16 protein-coding genes are annotated in these 15,477 nt (G+C 61.6%); 7 read left to right on the top strand and 9 right to left on the bottom strand.

Annotated features, from left to right (window positions below; genetic code table 11):
• Positions 1–11: 11 nt before the first annotated feature.
• Positions 12–1,046: an arginine N-succinyltransferase gene (gene astA, locus KW849_RS25965; RefSeq protein WP_218432077.1), complete on the bottom strand. Its 1,035-nt coding sequence runs from the start codon at positions 1,044–1,046 to the stop codon at positions 12–14.
• Between the two features lie 52 nt (positions 1,047–1,098).
• On the bottom strand, positions 1,099–2,115 hold the full coding sequence (locus tag KW849_RS25960; protein ID WP_218432075.1) for an arginine N-succinyltransferase: 1,017 nt from the start codon (positions 2,113–2,115) through the stop codon (positions 1,099–1,101).
• A 563-nt stretch (positions 2,116–2,678) separates the two neighbouring features.
• Between KW849_RS25960 and KW849_RS25955 the strand changes: the two genes are divergently transcribed.
• Together KW849_RS25955 and cobF are read left to right on the top strand one after the other, a co-directional pair.
• Positions 2,679–3,251 carry a histidine phosphatase family protein gene (locus KW849_RS25955; protein WP_218432073.1) on the top strand — a complete coding sequence of 191 codons (573 nt, stop codon included), beginning with the start codon at positions 2,679–2,681 and terminating at the stop codon, positions 3,249–3,251.
• Positions 3,251–4,006 carry a precorrin-6A synthase (deacetylating) gene (gene cobF, locus KW849_RS25950; RefSeq protein WP_218432072.1) on the top strand — a complete coding sequence of 252 codons (756 nt, stop codon included), beginning with the start codon at positions 3,251–3,253 and terminating at the stop codon, positions 4,004–4,006. Before KW849_RS25955 ends, cobF begins: the two co-directional genes overlap by 1 nt.
• A gap of 36 nt (positions 4,007–4,042) precedes the next feature.
• Here the strand turns inward: cobF and ftrA are convergent, their stop codons facing one another.
• A complete protein-coding gene (ftrA, locus tag KW849_RS25945; protein WP_218432071.1) occupies positions 4,043–5,017 on the bottom strand; it encodes a transcriptional regulator FtrA in 975 nt (324 codons plus the stop codon).
• Positions 5,018–5,118: 101 nt separating this feature from the next.
• Here ftrA and KW849_RS25940 point away from each other — a divergent pair, with 101 nt between their 5' ends.
• Positions 5,119–5,553: a rhodanese-like domain-containing protein gene (locus KW849_RS25940; RefSeq protein ID WP_218432070.1), complete on the top strand. Its 435-nt coding sequence runs from the start codon at positions 5,119–5,121 to the stop codon at positions 5,551–5,553.
• Positions 5,554–5,645: 92 nt separating this feature from the next.
• Here KW849_RS25940 and KW849_RS25935 read toward each other — a convergent pair whose 3' ends face one another.
• Entirely contained in the window at positions 5,646–6,284 is a 639-nt protein-coding gene (locus KW849_RS25935) for a type 1 glutamine amidotransferase (protein ID WP_218432069.1), read from the bottom strand.
• A gap of 330 nt (positions 6,285–6,614) precedes the next feature.
• Here KW849_RS25935 and KW849_RS25930 point away from each other — a divergent pair, with 330 nt between their 5' ends.
• The 3 genes from KW849_RS25930 to KW849_RS25920 all read left to right on the top strand — a co-directional run bounded on the left by KW849_RS25930 (position 6,615) and on the right by KW849_RS25920 (position 9,516).
• Positions 6,615–7,394: an ABC transporter substrate-binding protein gene (locus KW849_RS25930; protein WP_218432068.1), complete on the top strand. Its 780-nt coding sequence runs from the start codon at positions 6,615–6,617 to the stop codon at positions 7,392–7,394.
• 101 nt (positions 7,395–7,495) lie between these two features.
• Positions 7,496–8,608, top strand: coding sequence for a succinylglutamate desuccinylase/aspartoacylase family protein (locus KW849_RS25925; protein ID WP_218432066.1), 1,113 nt, complete (start codon positions 7,496–7,498; stop codon positions 8,606–8,608).
• Positions 8,609–8,799: 191 nt separating this feature from the next.
• Complete coding sequence (locus KW849_RS25920; protein ID WP_218432064.1) at positions 8,800–9,516, top strand: alpha/beta hydrolase; 717 nt, start codon at positions 8,800–8,802, stop codon at positions 9,514–9,516.
• A gap of 3 nt (positions 9,517–9,519) precedes the next feature.
• On the opposite strand, the gene KW849_RS25915 is transcribed toward KW849_RS25920, so the two are convergent.
• Positions 9,520–10,086, bottom strand: a complete 567-nt coding sequence (locus KW849_RS25915) for a hypothetical protein (RefSeq protein ID WP_218432062.1) — start codon at positions 10,084–10,086, stop codon at positions 9,520–9,522.
• 138 nt (positions 10,087–10,224) lie between these two features.
• Positions 10,225–11,019, bottom strand: coding sequence for a hypothetical protein (locus tag KW849_RS25910; protein ID WP_218432061.1), 795 nt, complete (start codon positions 11,017–11,019; stop codon positions 10,225–10,227).
• A 259-nt stretch (positions 11,020–11,278) separates the two neighbouring features.
• Between KW849_RS25910 and KW849_RS25905 the strand changes: the two genes are divergently transcribed.
• Positions 11,279–12,601 (top strand): Nramp family divalent metal transporter, encoded by a 1,323-nt coding sequence (locus tag KW849_RS25905; RefSeq protein WP_218432060.1) that lies wholly within the window; start codon positions 11,279–11,281, stop codon positions 12,599–12,601.
• Positions 12,602–12,831: 230 nt separating this feature from the next.
• On the opposite strand, the gene KW849_RS25900 is transcribed toward KW849_RS25905, so the two are convergent.
• From KW849_RS25900 to KW849_RS25890, 3 genes are read right to left on the bottom strand one after another with little or no spacing between them, the layout of a single operon-like run.
• Entirely contained in the window at positions 12,832–14,013 is a 1,182-nt protein-coding gene (locus tag KW849_RS25900; RefSeq protein ID WP_218432057.1) for an acetyl-CoA C-acetyltransferase, read from the bottom strand.
• A gap of 11 nt (positions 14,014–14,024) precedes the next feature.
• Entirely contained in the window at positions 14,025–14,690 is a 666-nt protein-coding gene (locus tag KW849_RS25895; RefSeq protein ID WP_218432055.1) for a CoA transferase subunit B, read from the bottom strand.
• Positions 14,691–14,726: 36 nt separating this feature from the next.
• Positions 14,727–15,425: a CoA transferase subunit A gene (locus KW849_RS25890; protein WP_218432053.1), complete on the bottom strand. Its 699-nt coding sequence runs from the start codon at positions 15,423–15,425 to the stop codon at positions 14,727–14,729.
• Positions 15,426–15,477: the final 52 nt, after the last annotated feature.

Raw genomic sequence — 15,477 nt, 5'->3', positions numbered from 1 at the left:
GAGCTGATGAGTCACGCCGCCTCGGCCTGTTGCCGTTGGTCAGGCAGCGGCACGGCGCGCACCGAGTCGCCGGGTTGCAGCTGCAAGCGCTTGGCGGTCAGGCGGTCAACCACCAGGCTGTTGCCCAACCGTCGGGCCGGGGCGCAGGTAATGCGGCAGTTTTCCAGGCGGCGGTTGTGGATCAGCCAGAGGGGCGCTTTATCGTCCGGCGAGCCGATGGCCAGTGACAGCGGTTGGCTGTCGCGCACGGTGCGGATCCCGCAAACCGAGGCTTCAAGGACCGGTCCGCCGTCGAAGATATCGATGTAGCCCTTGTGGGCAAACCCTTCGGCGCTGAGGATTTTCAGGGCCGGCTCGGTATTGGGGTGGGCCTTGCCGATCACCGCCTGGGCCTGCTCGGTCAGCAGGCAGGTGTACAGCGGCTGGCGCGGCATCAATTCGGCGATGAACGATTTGTTGCCCAGCCCGGACAAGTGATCGGCGTGGCTGAAATCCATCTTGAAAAAGTGCCGGCCGAGGCTGTCCCAGAACGGCGAGCCACCTCGTTCGTCGGCACTGCCGCGTAACTCGGCGATGAGCCGGTTGCCGAACAGCTGCGTAAACTCGGCCACAAACAACAAACGCCCGAGCGAAAGCAAACGGCCGTTGCTGCCCTGGCGCTGATCGGCGCGCAGGTACAGCGAGCAGACTTGCGATTGCCCGGTCAATTCATTGCTCAGGAACAGGGTCGGGATCTGGCGCTCGATACCCAGGTCCGGTGCCGCACTGACCGTCAGCCCGACCCGGTAGTTGTACCAGGGCTCGCGCAGGCCGACGCCCCCCGTCAGGGCGCTGACGCCCACCACTTGCTGCTCGTCGTCCTCGAGCACGAACAGATAATCGGCATCGGCCCGATCGACCTGCCCGGCGAACGTGCGTCGGGCCCAGCGGATCCGGTGGGCCAGGCGTTCTTCGTCGGCCGGCAGGCTGGTAAGTCCCGGAACGGCCTGACGCACCAGCGTGACCAGGGCGGGCAGATCGGTGATCTGGACCGGACGGACAATCATGCGGCTGTTCCTTGTTCGTGTGTGCTCGGGCGGTGACGTCGCTGGCGGGTATTCACAGGGCGATCAGCCTGATCGGGCTGCCCTCGGTCACCTTCAGCGCCTTGCACATGGCTGCGTCCAGTGTCACGGGTTGCCCGGCGATGTAATCAAGATCGGCGACGATGGCCCGGTAATCCTTCAAGGACTCGTTGCTCACCAGAAAGCTGCCGCGGGCATCGATCACAGGTCCCGGCCGCGTGATAGCGCACTGGCTGTGGGCGATGGAACGAATGCCCGACGTGCGCGCATACAGGGTCGGGCCTCCATCGAACAAATCGATGTAGCTGTTGGTTTCGAAGCCTTCACGCTCGAGGATATCGAAGGCTTCCTGGCCGTCGGGGTGGATGCTGCCGATACAGTCCTGTGCCGCCTGGGGCAGCATGGGCACGTAAATCGGATACTGCGGCATCAGTTCGGCGAGAAAGGTGCGGCTCTGCAGGCCGCAAAGCCGTTCGGCCTCGACGTAGGGCAAGTCGAAGAAATGCTTGCCCACGGCATCCCAAAATGGCGAGTGGCCTTCATCACTGCTGTAGCCGACGATTTCGGTGATCACCGTTTCGGAAAAACGCCGGGCGTGGGCGGCGATGAACAACAGGCGCGCCCGCGACAGCAGTTCGGAATGCGCGCTGCGCACACGCGCAGCATCGATATGGAAGCCCCGCAGCAGGGTGTGGCCACTGAGGTCGTGGCACAACGACAAGGCCGGTACACCGTGCTCGATGTTCAGTTCCCTCGAGGCACTGGTGAAGTGCCGGTTGCGCAGGCTGTAGAACGGCTCGTTGAACCCCGCCGTGGCGAGGATTTCCGAGCAGCCGACCAGGTGCTGCGTCGTCAGGTCTTCGAGCACAAAGAAATAGTTTTCCGGGCCATGACCCGCGACGTCCTTCTCGAACGACGCACAGGAATCGAGGATTTTTCCGTGTAACCGTTCGCTATCGTCGGGCAGGGATGTAACGCCCACGAGGCTTTCACGAGCCAGCCTTTGTAACTGGGGCAGGTCGGCTGACTCGACTGGACGCAAGACCAGCATGGAGACACTCCTGTATCAAACGATTCGACGGTTTGGGCCGAACCTGACTATCACTGTCGGTTTTTCCACACATTCAACCGGTGGTCGTCTGAACGTTGTCAGGCGCCACTCTTTTTCTTGTCAGATGTTTATTGGAATGGACCGCATTAAACAAGAAACGGGCGACTCGGCCGCAGGCGATGCCTGGCCAGGTGCGTTGATCGGGTATTCGAGAAAGGGTGTCCGGGCTCCTGCTGGATGAGTGTGGAACATGATTTAACAGTCCGTTGAAAGGAGTATTTAATTATCGCGTCCTGCCTGTCTAGTGAATTTTCGCGTGGTCTGGCCGTGCCCGAAAAAGGGGCGAAGTGCCTGTACCAAGGGACTACGCCGATGTCGTAAAGTCTTGTAGGTGATTGCCTTGATTACGGTCAGACATCAGAGAAAACCTGGCAGGAAATGACTGAAGGATCTGTTTCAGGCAGGAAAATTAAACACCACCCGGGGCAGCTTTGTTGCGGCACAATTGCCCGATGGCGGTCATCTGACGCTGTCGTTCCCTTCCATCTTTAGAGTGATTGCTGGTGCAGGCGACCCGTTTAACCCTGATTTGTCATGCTCGAACCGTCGCACAGAAATTGGCGCGTTTTCCATTGGACGAGCCTCTGGAGATGGATTGGCAAGCGCTCAGGCTTTCCCGTGGCAATCAGTTCAAGGGCACTCCACGCCTCGTCTGCGGCCCGGAATTGCGCACCCGGCAAACCGCTGAACTGTTCGGCAGCGCATCGGAGATTGTTTACGCGTTGAAGGACTGCGACTTCGGGCGCTGGAACGGAATACGCATTAGTGATCTGCAAAAAAACGATTCCGAGCCGCTCCAGCACTGGCTGGGCGACCCGGCTTCGGCACCCCACGGTGGCGAGTCGCTGGTGCAACTGGGCGAGCGAGTGGGCGCGTGGTTGACAACGTTGCAGTCGACGCCAGGGCACATCGTTGCCATTACCCATCCCTTCGTCATCCGCGCCGCACTGACGCAGGTGTTGCAAGGCGCATCGTCCGGCCTGATCGACGTCGAACCCCTGTCGGCGATCGAGTTGAGATTCCATGGCCGCTGGCGGCTGCGCTTGCCGGGCACTGGCCCCGAGGACTTGCTGTGATGAAAAAACTCCTGGTCATCGGTATCGGTGCTGGCAATCCCGACTACATCACAATGCAAGCGGTGAAGGCGCTGAATCAGGTCGACGTTTTTTTTCTCATGGACAAGGGCGAGAGCAAAAACCAACTCATCGATTTGCGGCGCGAAATCTGTTCACGCTACATCACCGACCACGCTTACCGTTTTGTCGAAGCCCACAGCCCGGAGCGCGAGCGCGGTGAGGTGGACTACAAGGCCAGTGTCGACGACCTGAACCTGGCCAGGCAGCAGACCTTCGAACGGCTGATCAACGAGGAACTGTCCGACGGCCAGTGTGGTGGTTTTCTGGTGTGGGGCGACCCTGCGTTGTACGACAGCACCATTCGCATCCTTCAGGCCATTCAGGCTTCAGGCGCCTGTGCGTTCGAGTTCGAGGTGATCCCCGGCATTACCAGCGTCCAGGCGTTGGCGGCACAGCACAAGGTGCCGCTCAACCAGATTGGCCGCTCGGTTGAAATCACCACGGGCCGGCGTCTGGCGGCAGGGCGGGTGAGCGATGCCGACAGCCTGGTGGTGATGCTCGATGCCCAGGATGCTTACCGTCAGGTGGTGGATCAGGACATCGAGATTTACTGGGGCGCCTATCTGGGGACGCCGGATGAAATACTGATCCGCGGCAAGCTCAAGGATGTGGCGGATGAAATCGAACGGGTGCGCAAGGCGGCGCGGCTGGCCAATGGCTGGATCATGGATACCTATTTATTGCGCAAGCCTTGATCAGTCGGTGACCGGGCTGACGCCCTCGAGAACAACTCAAAAAACCGCATTGCCCCCACGCCCAAACCGCTCCCGATACACCGAAGGCGGCACGCCAACCACGGTTCGAAAGGCCACCCGGAAGCTTTCCACCGAGCGATAACCACAACGTTCGGCAATCTGCTCGGTGTTCTGGTCGCTGCTTTCCAGCAGTTCGCGGGCGCGGCCCAGACGTTCGTGCTGCAACCAGGTTTTTGGTGACTGGCCACTGGCTTCGGTGAAGCGGCGCAGGAACGTGCGTTCGCTCATGGCGGCTTCGCTGGCCAGGTCGCGCACCTCCAGCGGCTGGTGCAAACGCTCACGTGCCCACTGCATGACGCGGGAAAGATCGCTGCGCGGTGTCGGGCTGACCGGCGTCGGAATGAATTGCGCCTGGCCACCACTGCGTTGCGGCGACATGACCAGGCGTCGGGCCACGGAGTTGGCCACCTGCGTGCCGAAATCCCGTGCCACCAGATGCAGGCAGGCATCGATGCCCGCCGCGCTGCCGGCGGAAGTGATCAATTGGCCGGAATCGACATACAACACGTCCGGGTCCACCAGGATGCCGGGAAACCGCTCGGCCAGTTCCGAGGTATAGCGCCAGTGCGTGGTCGCGCCGTGCCCGTCGAGCAAGCCGGTGGCGGCGAGGACGAAAACACCGGAGCAGATCGACAGCAACCGCGCCCCCCGCGCATGGGCCTGGCGCAGGGCGGCGATCAGCGGCGCGGGTACTGCGGCGCTGCGGTCGCGCCAGCCGGGGATGATGATGGTCCGCGCGTCGGCGAGCATTTCCATGCCGCCATCGGCCAGGACCTGGATGCCGCCCATGGCGCGCATCGGGCCATGATCGACGGCGACGATACGATGCTCGTACCACGGGAACTCGAATTCAGGGCGTGGCAGGCCGAAGATCTCCACGGCAATGCCGAACTCGAACGTGCAGAGGCCATCGTAGGCCAGAATCGCAACCATTCCTGGGCTGGGGTGCATTTGGCGGAAAGTTCCCAGTGAGTGTCTTGTGCGCCACTGTAGCTGCAAGTGGCTGGCGGATAAAGTCCTCCTGCACCCACCGATTCCTTGGAGTACACAACATGACCAGTCTGGTACGCGAAATTCCCGCCGCCCCATCGGCCATCGCCCTGATGCATTTCAGCAACCGTCTGACGTTCGAAACCGATTGTTCCGACGTCCACGGCAGCCAGCTGGCTGGCGAAGTCGATTTCGTTCTGGTGGATGTTCGTGGCCCGCTGGCGTTCGAACGCGGGCATGTGCCGGGAGCGATCAACATTCCCCGTCGCTTGCTGACCGCCGAAGGTTTGGCCGGGTATCCAAAAAACAGCCTGTTTGTGGTCTATTGCGCCGGGCCGCACTGCAATGGCGCCAACAAGGCTGCAGTGAAACTGGCGGCCCTGGGTTATCCGGTCAAGGAGATGATTGGTGGCGTAGCCGGGTGGCTGGATGAAGGGTTTGAATTGAGTGTCGGGGTACAGCGGCAAGCCAGCAGCGTGGTCGGTTGCGAGTGTTGATGTAACCGTAAAAGATCGCAGGCTGCGCCAGCTCCTACATTGGATTGCGGTGCCTGTAGGAGCTGGCGCAGCCTGCGATCTTTTGATCTTTTTTATTGATTTGCGGCCGCCCACCACTCATCCAGTGTCACTTCCAACCACGCGGCCACCGCTGCATAAGCCTCGGTCTCCTGCGCACCCCGTGGCAACGGCGACTCATCGCCAAAATGCGCATTGAGCAAGGCCACCGACTCGGCGTTCCATTCCGGATGAAACTGTAACCCCAGCCGCGTCGGCCCGGCGTGGTACATCTGCTGTGCGCATAACGCGCTGCTGGCCAGCAGTTGCGCGGCAGGCGGCAGGTCGATGGCGTCTTCGTGCCACTCCAGCGCCTTCAGCGTTTGCCCATCGATAAAGGTCACGCGGGTCCATCCGGTTTCTGTCTGGTCCATCCGCCGTACATTCCCTCCGAGACTCAGCGCCAGCAACTGTGCCCCCAGGCATATCGCGAATACGGCCCCACCCAGTTCCAGAGTGCCTGCGAGCCATTGCCGTTCGGCTTCCAGCCAGTCCGGACCGGCATTGGATTCGTAAGGCCCGCCCAACAGGATCATGGGATCGGCGCTGACGGGCGGCAATTGGCCGAGGTCGGCGCGAAACACCTTCAGCGCCAGCCTTCGGGATTCGGCCCAGATGGCGATGGCACCCGGGCCCTCGGCAGGGTGGTGCTGGATCAGGTTCAACGTGGGCATTACGCTAGTCTCGATGGGACGCAAGGGCACTCAATGTGCCGTAAAAAATCCAGCATCGCCAGTCGGCTCATTGCGTCGGATGCAGCCGCAAACGCTGCAGGTTTGTGCTGAAAACGCGACTTGTCTGACAGACTTTGCCCCGTGATGGCGCGTGCACCTCAATACCTCCATCCTGCCGCCACTTTTCTATAAATATTTGTCGCCTCGGCGTAATTTGCCCTCCGGTAGCCGCTCTAGACTGCCGGCCACTTCGGCTCCCGCTCACGAAGCGATGACCGAACGCTGCCAATCGAAGCTGCCAATAAAAGCCTCCGCACACAGGAGTTATAAATGAACAAGCTAGTGATGTTCGGTGCCCTGGCACTGTCGATGTTGTCCCTGACCGCCGTGGCCGCAGACGCCAAGCCGATCCGCATCGGTATCGAAGCCGGCTACCCGCCATTCTCGATGAAAACCCCAGACGGCAAACTCACCGGTTTCGACGTGGACATCGGCGACGCCCTGTGCGAGCAGATGAAGGTCAAGTGCACCTGGGTCGAGCAAGAGTTCGATGGCCTGATCCCTGCACTGAAGGTCAAGAAAATCGACGCCATCCTGTCGTCCATGACCATCACTGACGATCGCAAGAAGAACGTCGATTTCACCATCAAGTACTACCACACCCCGGCACGCTTCGTGATGAAGGAAGGCAGCGACGTCAAAGACCCGCTGACCGAACTCAAGGGCAAGAAAGTCGGTGTGCTGCGTGCCAGTACCCACGACCGCTTCGCCACTGAAGTATTGCAACCGGCGGGGATTGTCCTGGTGCGCTACGGCTCCCAGCAGGAAGCCAACCTGGACATGGTCTCCGGCCGCATCGACGCGTTGCTGGCCGACTCGGTCAACCTGGACGACGGTTTCCTGAAAACCGACGCCGGTAAAGGTTTTGCCTTCGTCGGCCCTGAGTACAACGATCCGAAATACTTCGGTGGCGGCGCCGGCATTGCGGTGCGCAAGGGTGATACCGCCCTGGCCGAGAAATTCAACACAGCGATCACCGACATCCGCGCCAACGGCAAGTACAAGCAAGTGCAGGACAAGTACTTCAAGTTTGACGTTTACGGCGAGTAAGCGAGCGGGTTGAAAAAGTGGCAACCGTTGGCGCGGTTGCCATTTTTTTTGTGTTCCTGATTTATCCTGCCTGACACATATCCCAACTGTAGGAGTTTCCCATGCAACGCATCGACCACCAACTGCCCTGGAGCCACCTGGGCACCGAGCGCACCCTCAGCGTATTTCGTTATGGCGCGGGCACGCGCAAGGTGTACATCCAGGCCAGCCTGCACGCCGACGAATTGCCGGGCATGCGCACGGCCTGGGAGTTGAAGAAACGCCTGGCCGAACTTGAACAACAGGGACAATTGAAGGGTGTGATCGAACTGGTGCCGGTGGCCAATCCCATTGGCCTCGACCAGCACGTGCAAGGCAGCCACTTGGGGCGTTTCGAGCTCGGCAGCGGGAAGAACTTCAACCGCTCGTTCGTCGAACTCAGTGCGCCGGTGGCCGGGTTGATCGGTGATCGTCTCGGCAGCGATGCCCAGGCCAACATCGCGCTGATTCGCCAGGCCATGGGCCAGGTCCTCGACGACTTGCCGGCCGCGACCTCGCAGTTGGAGGCGATGCACCGCCTGTTGCTGCGCCATGCCTGCGACGCCGACATCACCCTTGACCTGCATTGCGATTTCGATGCGGCGATCCACCTCTACGCGTTGCCGCAGCACTGGCCGCAATGGCAATCCCTGGCGGCGCGCTTGAAAGCCGGCGTGGCGCTGTTGTGCGAAGACTCCGGTGGCAGCTCGTTCGATGAATCCTGTTCTTCGCCATGGTTGCGCCTGGCCAGGGCGTTCCCGGCGGCGGCGATTCCACCGTCCAACCTGGCAACCACCCTGGAGTTGGGCAGCATGGGCGACACCCGCGTCGACCAGGCCCAGGCCAATTGCGAGGCTATTCTCGGGTTCCTCGCCGAGCAGGGTTTCATCTCCGGCACCTGGCCGGCGGCACCGGCCGAATGCTGTGAAGGCATGCCATTCGAAGGCACCCAATACCTGTTCGCACCGCATCACGGGGTGGTGAGCTTCCTGCGTGAGGCCGGGGAGTGGGTGGAAAAGGGTGATGCACTGTTCGAGGTGGTCGACCCGTTGAACGACAAGGTCACCACCGTGCAGGCCGGCACCAGCGGCGTGTTGTTTGCCATCGACCGTGGGCGCTATACCCAGCCAGGCAGCTGGCAGGCGAAGGTTGCCGGGCGCGAGGCGATTCGGGTGGGTAAGTTGATCAACGACTGAGCCGGAAATTTTCTTTGTCTGTACTGGCCTCATCGCGAGCAGGCTCGCTCCCACAGGTTTTGTGAACGCCACAAATCTACTGTAGGAGCGAGCCTGCTCGCGATGACGGCATCAGCCACGCCAGAGATGTTCCTGCCTGATTCACAATGTTAGGCTCTTCCCCGAATCCTGCATTCCGTGAAGGAAGACCCATGTTGAAGATTCTCGCGCTGCTTACGCTCCTGGCATCCACTGTCGTCCACGCCCAAACCCCGCTGCAAACCGACTTGCCGCTCAAATACCTGGAACAGGCCAACGCCGATTCGAACCATCAACCCCTGGTGATTTTCCTCCACGGTTACGGCAGTAACGAGCAGGACCTGTTCGATATCAAGGATAACTTGCCCGAGTCCTACACCTACCTGTCGGTACGAGCGCCGATGGTGATGCAGGAGGGCAGTTACCAGTGGTTCCGCAAGAAGGGTGAAGGGGCCTACAACGGCGAGACCGATGATCTGAAGTCCAGCGGCCAGGTACTGCTGGACTTCGTCGCACAGGCCACGAAGAAATATCACACCGAACCCGAGAAGGTGTACCTGGTGGGCTTCAGCCAGGGTGCGATCATGTCCTACGAAGTGGGCCTGCGGCATCCCGAAGCGCTTGGTGGGATCGCTGCGTTGAGCGGACGGATTCTGCCGGTGCTCAAGTCCGAACTTGTACCGGATGAAAAACGCCAGTCGCTGGCGATTTTCATCGGTCATGGCGAGCAGGACAAACGCCTTCCCTACAGCGATGGCACCGAAGCCAACAGCCTGTTGCAGAGCGTGTCACTCGACCCCGAGTTCCACGGCTACCCCGGTGTCGGTCACAACATCAGCGCCGACGAGATCCAGGATTTGAGCGCCTGGTTGCAGCGTCTCAACCCCTGAGCCTTATTTTCCGCTGACGATCTGTTTGATCAGGGTTTCGTGGGCCGCCATGTCGCCGGGACGGGAAATCACCTGGATCACCGCCATACGGGTGCCGGATGCCGCCATCAGCGTGGTGGTGAGGGTCAGGCCACCGCCCTGGGTGGCAGTGCCGTCGACCTGGCGCAGGCCCAGCCCGGTTGTCCGGGTCAGGGCTTTTTCGCTGAGCTTGTTGTAGTCGGGCAGGGACTTGTGTTGCGCCGCATCGAAATCGGCCACGGTGCCGTCGAGGAACGCGCCGTCGTTGTCCTTGACGCTGACACCGTTGGGCAGGGTGTTTTCAGCGGCGATCACTACGGTCTTGGTGGTTTCATTGCTGTACAGGGTGCCGCTCGCACCCTCCGGGCTGGCCGGCAGCGGGTTGGCGATGAAACCCTTGGGCAGGTTGAAGGTGAACTTGCCGCCGAGCATCGAGACTTTCCGGGCGGGCGCATCGCTGGAAGTGGCCTTGGCGGCCTGCGCATTCAAAGCCCCCAGGCCGGTAGCGGCTGCCAGCAGCAGGACAAGGGCTTTTTTACTCAACAATGACATCGGGATCTCCAGGGATGGGCGCGCGGTGGGGCGCGATCATCCCATGGAGGTTGTGATGCGTTCCAGTGTGCTCTACCGAGCGGTCACCTTGGCCGGGCACCCACCTATGCTGAGGACATCCCGATCACCCGATGCTGCCTAGCGTTTGATGGCAGCTCCTTCAGTGTGTGTCGTCGGGCCGGCCGGCCGCGCCAGCAAACGCTTGGTCACGCCCAGCATGGCCACCGATACCGCGATGCCCAGCACAAAAGCGTTCATTCCCATCGTTGGCAGGGCCAGCGCCAACACCAGGCAGAAGGCGGCGAACGAGTACATGCCGGTGGCGGTGGCGCGCAGCAACGCGGCGGTAAAGGCCGGGCCACGGGTTTGCTGGGAGAACACCGCCATCACGCTACCCAGTACCGGGAACACCGCCAGCAGGCCGCTCCAGCGGTCGCCGACGGTGCTGGCCAGCAGGGTCACGACCAACGTGAGCAAAGCACCGGCCATCATGCGCAGCAGGAGTTTGTCGGATTTCGGCGCCGGGCCATTGAGCACCGGTTGCACGGCGGGGAACAGGTACGGTGCGGCAAGCAGCGCGGTGGCGGCGGCGCACACCGAAAACGCCAGGGATACCGGGATCAGCGACAGGACAACCGCCACCAGCGCCCAGACCGACAGCGAGATCACCAGCGCCAGCGGCCATCCGGCCCGTTGTGCGACCTGGGCGTAGGTCACGCAAAACGCAATCATCGCGAACATGGCCGATAGCGCAGCGGTGGCCGATTGCGCAGCGAACGCCTGGCCCTGTTCGAGGGCGAGGAACAACAGGATCGGCCCGACCACCACCGGCAACCCCGATAACCAACCGGCCACGCTCGGCCCCCAGCGTTTGCCAGCCAGGGAAATCAGTAGCAGGAAGCCTGGGATCACCAGCAATTTGAGGATCAACACGCGCACGTCTCCGACCTGTGTGGGGTGGCAACGGTAACATTGCATCGGGTGGATTGCTTTATGTGGGTGCGAATTTTGTATACAAAAAACAAGGCCCACCTCGTCGATGCGCAGGCTGGCACGCGGCCTGACCGGGGTCTGTTTGCCGGGGCAGGGCGCGCGGTTTTTTCTCGGCCGGCAGTTGCTGGGCGCGGCCCCGTAAACTTTGCGATGATCACCACACGTTTGCCAGCCTTCCCACCTGTTGATGGATCATCGTGTGAAATTCAGTTTTCTACCCAAGACCGCCACTGCGCCGTTTTGCCCGCCGGAAGTGGCCGGCAGCGTCGCCGTCGACCCCCGTGCGTCGTTCTTCAAGCGTGTCCTGCGTTTTGCCGGGCCGGGTTTGCTGGTGTCCATCGGTTACATGGACCCGGGCAACTGGGCCACCGCCATCGAGGCCGGCTCGCGGTTCGGCTACAGCCTGTTGTTCGTGGTGTTGCTGGCAAGCCTGTCGGGGATGGTCGTGCAGTGCCTGTGTTCGCGCCTGGGCATTGCCACCGGGCGTGATCTGGCGCAGTTGTCCCGAGAGCGCTACAGCACGCGCACCGCTCGCACCCAATGGTTTCTGGCGGAGATTTCCATCATCGCCACCGACCTGGCCGAGGTGCTCGGCTGCGCCCTGGCGTTCCATTTGTTGCTCGGTTGCTCGCTGACCTTCGGCATCGCCCTGACGGCATTCGATACCCTGTTGGTGCTGGCCTTGCAGAACCGTGGATTCCGCCGACTCGAAGCAATCATGCTGGTGCTGGTCGGCACCATCGGCCTGTGCTTCTTTGTCGAGTTGCTGCTGATCAAACCCTACTGGCCCGATGTCTCCCGCGGCTTCACGCCGTCGCTGTCGGCCATCGGCGATGCGGCGCCACTGTACCTGGCCATCGGCATCCTCGGGGCCACGGTAATGCCGCATAACCTGTATCTGCACACGTCCATCGTGCAGACCCGGTTGATCGGCAAAGACCTGGCCAGCAAGCAGGACGCGGTCAAACTGGCGCGCATCGACACCATTGGCTCACTGGCGCTGGCACTGCTGGTCAACGCGGCGATCCTGATTCTGGCGGCGGCAGCTTTCCATCAGTCCGGGCATACCGATGTCGTGGACATCCAGGATGCCTACCACTTACTCGACCCACTGGTGGGCGGGGCGTTGGCCAGCGTGCTGTTTGGCGTGGCGTTGCTGGCCTCGGGGCAGAGTTCGACCTTCACCGGCACCATCGCCGGCCAGGTGATCATGGAAGGTTTCCTGAACCTGCGCATTCCCTGCTGGCAACGTCGCCTGATCACTCGCGGGCTGGCGTTGATCCCGGCGTTCATCGGCGTGTGGCTGATGGGGGATGACGCCATCGGCAAGTTGCTGGTGTTGAGCCAGGTGGTGCTGAGCCTGCAATTGCCGTTCGCGCTGTACCCGTTGATTCGCATGACCAACGATCACGCCCTCATGGGGCCACTGGTGAACCGGCTGCCGACACGGGTGTTGGCGTGGGGGTTGTTCGGGGTGATCAGTGGGGCGAACAGTTGGTTGATTCTGCAGTTTCTGGGGTGACAGAACCGGCCCCTTCGCGGTCTACCTGAAAAAGCGTAGGCAAAAAAGAACCCGGGATGTGGCGAGGGGGCTTGCCCCCGTTGGGTTGCGTAGCAGCCCCAGAATCTCGGAATTAGTCGAGTATTTTGGGAGCGCTTCGCATTCCAACGGGGGCAAGCCCCCTCGCCACAGTTTTCCAGACGGTCACGGATCTTCGTGGGTCCCCGCGCCATCTGTTGAACGCTGTTGGCTTACGCCCGCTCGAGCGCCAGTGCCACGCCCTGACCACCACCGATACACAGGGTGGCGAGGCCTTTTTTGGCGTCGCGCTTGAGCATTTCATGCAGCAGGGTCACCAGCACGCGGCAACCCGAGGCCCCGATCGGGTGACCCATGGCAATGGCGCCGCCGTTGACGTTGACCTTGTTCAAGTCCCATTCCAGGTCCTTGGCCACCGCCAGCGATTGCGCGGCGAAGGCTTCGTTGGCTTCGATCAGGTCCAGTTGGTCGATGGACCAGCCGGCCTTGTCCAGGCAGCGGCGGGTGGCTGACACCGGGCCGATGCCCATGATCGCCGGATCGACGCCTGCGTTGGCGTAGGCAGCAATTTTCGCCAGTACCGGCAGGCCGAGGGCCTTGGCCTTTTCAGCGCTCATCAGGATCACGGCCGCGGCACCATCGTTCAGCGACGAGGCGTTACCGGCGGTCACCGAACCGTCTTTCTTGAAGGCCGGCTTGAGCTTGCCCAGGGATTCGGCGGTGGTGCCGGCCCGTGGCTGCTCGTCGGTGGCGAAGGACAACGGATCGCCCTTGCGCTGCGGGATCAGGATCGGAGTGATTTCATCGACGAAGCGCCCGGCTTCGATGGCGGCCACGGCTTTCTGTTGCGAGGCGGCGGCGAACGCGTCCTGCTGCTCGCGAGTCAGGCTGTACTTCTCGGCCAGGTTCTCGGCGGTGATGCCCATGTGGAAATCGTTGAACGCATCCCACAGGCCATCGCTGATCATGGTGTCGACGATTTGCCCGTTGCCCATGCGCAGGCCGGTACGGGCACCGGGCATGACGTAGTTGGCCAGGCTCATGTTTTCCTGGCCGCCGGCGATGATCACCTCGGCATCGCCGCAGCGAATCGCCTGGGCGCCCAGGTGCAGGGCCTTGAGACCGGAGCCGCAGACCTTGTTCAGGGTCATGGCCGGCACGGCGAAGGGCAGGCCGGCCTTGATCGCGGCCTGGCGCGCAGGGTTTTGCCCGGCGCCGGCGGTCAGCACCTGGCCCATGATCACTTCATCGACTTGCGCAGGGTCCAGGCCGGTTTGCGCCAGCAGCTGACGGATCACCGCAGCGCCCAGGTCCACCGCGGACACATTGGCCAGGGATCCCTGGAAGCTGCCGATCGCGGTGCGCGTGGCGGCAACAATGACGACTTCTTGCATGGAATGATTCCTCACTGGGCAGCGAACTGCATTTCCGGTACGTGGTCCGGCACGATCAGTTTACCGGCAGTCTTGGCGACGATCTCTTCGACGCTGACACCCGGTGCACGTTCTTTGAGAATGAACGCGCCGTTTTCGATTTCCAGGTAAGCCAGGTCAGTCAGCACGCGCTTGATGCACCCGGCGCCGGTCAGCGGCAGGCTGCATTGGGACAACAGCTTGGACTCACCATCCTTGGACGCGTGGGTCATGATGACGATGATGTTGTCTGCGCCGGCGACCAGGTCCATCGCGCCGCCCATGCCCTTGACCAGTTTGCCGGGGATCATCCACGAGGCGATGTTGCCTTGCACGTCCACCTCAAAGGCGCCCAGCACGGTCAGGTCGACATGACCACCGCGGATCATCGCGAAGGACTCGGCGGAGGAGAAAATCGAAGCGCCGGTACGCGCGGTCACGGTTTGCTTGCCGGCGTTGATCATGTCGGCATCGATGGTGTCTTCAGTAGGAAAAGGACCCATGCCCAGCAGGCCGTTTTCCGATTGCAGCATGACTTCCATGCCTTCGGGGATGTAGTTGGCGACCAGGGTCGGAATGCCGATACCCAGGTTCACGTAGAAGCCGTCCTGCATTTCGCGGGCGACGCGCTGAGCCATTTGTTCGCGGGAAAGTGCCATTGTCGTTATTCCTTCATTCGGTCCGGGGGCAGGGGATCACTTACGTACGGTGCGCTGTTCAATGCGCTTCTCGAACGTGCCGCAGATGATCCGGTCGACGTAGATGCCAGGGGTGTGGATCTGCGTCGGGTCCAGCTCGCCGGGTTCGACGATTTCTTCGACTTCGACCACGGTGATCTTGCCGGCGGTGGCGGCCAGCGGGTTGAAGTTCTGGGCCGTGTGGCGATAGATCACGTTACCGAAATGGTCGGCTTTCCAGCCTTTGACGATGGCGAAGTCGCCGGTGATGGATTCTTCCATCAGGTATTTGCGGCCATGGAATTCGCGGACTTCCTTGCCGTCGGCGACAGGCGTGCCAACGCCGGTAGCGGTGAAGAAGGCCGGGATGCCGGCGCCGCCTGCGCGCATTTTTTCAGCGAGGGTGCCTTGCGGGGTCAGGGTGACTTCGATTTCGCCGTTGAGCAGTTGCTCTTCGAACAGCTTGTTTTCGCCGACGTAGGACGCCACCACTTTGCTGATCTGGCGGTCGGTCAGCAGTACGCCGAGGCCGAAACCGTCGACGCCGCAGTTGTTGGAAACCACGGTGAGGTCGCGAGTACCTTTGCGCTTGATCTCGTTGATCAGGTTTTCCGGGATCCCGCACAGGCCGAAGCCGCCGGCGATCACGGTCATGCCGTCTTCAAGACCTGCCAACGCTTCCTCGTAGGAACTCACGCGCTTGTCGAAACCTGCCATATGCACCTCTTTTATTCTTTGTGGGCGGCTGGCTAGCCGAATGGGATGGAGT

The organism is Pseudomonas sp. PDM26, from assembly GCF_019219185.1.
Lineage (GTDB): Bacteria > Pseudomonadota > Gammaproteobacteria > Pseudomonadales > Pseudomonadaceae > Aquipseudomonas.
Note: the sequence above shows the minus strand (reverse complement) of the source record. Positions and strands in the feature narration are given on the sequence as shown.

What these genes read in the sequence shown, in the direction of transcription:
- astA (WP_218432077.1), bottom strand. Translation starts at nt 1,046, where the DNA reads ATGATTGTCCGTCCGGTCCAGATCACCGATCTGCCCGCCCTGGTCACG.
- KW849_RS25960 (WP_218432075.1), bottom strand. Translation starts at nt 2,115, where the DNA reads ATGCTGGTCTTGCGTCCAGTCGAGTCAGCCGACCTGCCCCAGTTACAA.
- cobF (WP_218432072.1), top strand. Translation starts at nt 3,251, where the DNA reads ATGAAAAAACTCCTGGTCATCGGTATCGGTGCTGGCAATCCCGACTAC.
- ftrA (WP_218432071.1), bottom strand. Translation starts at nt 5,017, where the DNA reads ATGCACCCCAGCCCAGGAATGGTTGCGATTCTGGCCTACGATGGCCTC.
- KW849_RS25940 (WP_218432070.1), top strand. Translation starts at nt 5,119, where the DNA reads ATGACCAGTCTGGTACGCGAAATTCCCGCCGCCCCATCGGCCATCGCC.
- KW849_RS25935 (WP_218432069.1), bottom strand. Translation starts at nt 6,284, where the DNA reads ATGCCCACGTTGAACCTGATCCAGCACCACCCTGCCGAGGGCCCGGGT.
- KW849_RS25930 (WP_218432068.1), top strand. Translation starts at nt 6,615, where the DNA reads ATGAACAAGCTAGTGATGTTCGGTGCCCTGGCACTGTCGATGTTGTCC.
- KW849_RS25925 (WP_218432066.1), top strand. Translation starts at nt 7,496, where the DNA reads ATGCAACGCATCGACCACCAACTGCCCTGGAGCCACCTGGGCACCGAG.
- KW849_RS25920 (WP_218432064.1), top strand. Translation starts at nt 8,800, where the DNA reads ATGTTGAAGATTCTCGCGCTGCTTACGCTCCTGGCATCCACTGTCGTC.
- KW849_RS25915 (WP_218432062.1), bottom strand. Translation starts at nt 10,086, where the DNA reads ATGTCATTGTTGAGTAAAAAAGCCCTTGTCCTGCTGCTGGCAGCCGCT.
- KW849_RS25900 (WP_218432057.1), bottom strand. Translation starts at nt 14,013, where the DNA reads ATGCAAGAAGTCGTCATTGTTGCCGCCACGCGCACCGCGATCGGCAGC.
- KW849_RS25895 (WP_218432055.1), bottom strand. Translation starts at nt 14,690, where the DNA reads ATGGCACTTTCCCGCGAACAAATGGCTCAGCGCGTCGCCCGCGAAATG.
- KW849_RS25890 (WP_218432053.1), bottom strand. Translation starts at nt 15,425, where the DNA reads ATGGCAGGTTTCGACAAGCGCGTGAGTTCCTACGAGGAAGCGTTGGCA.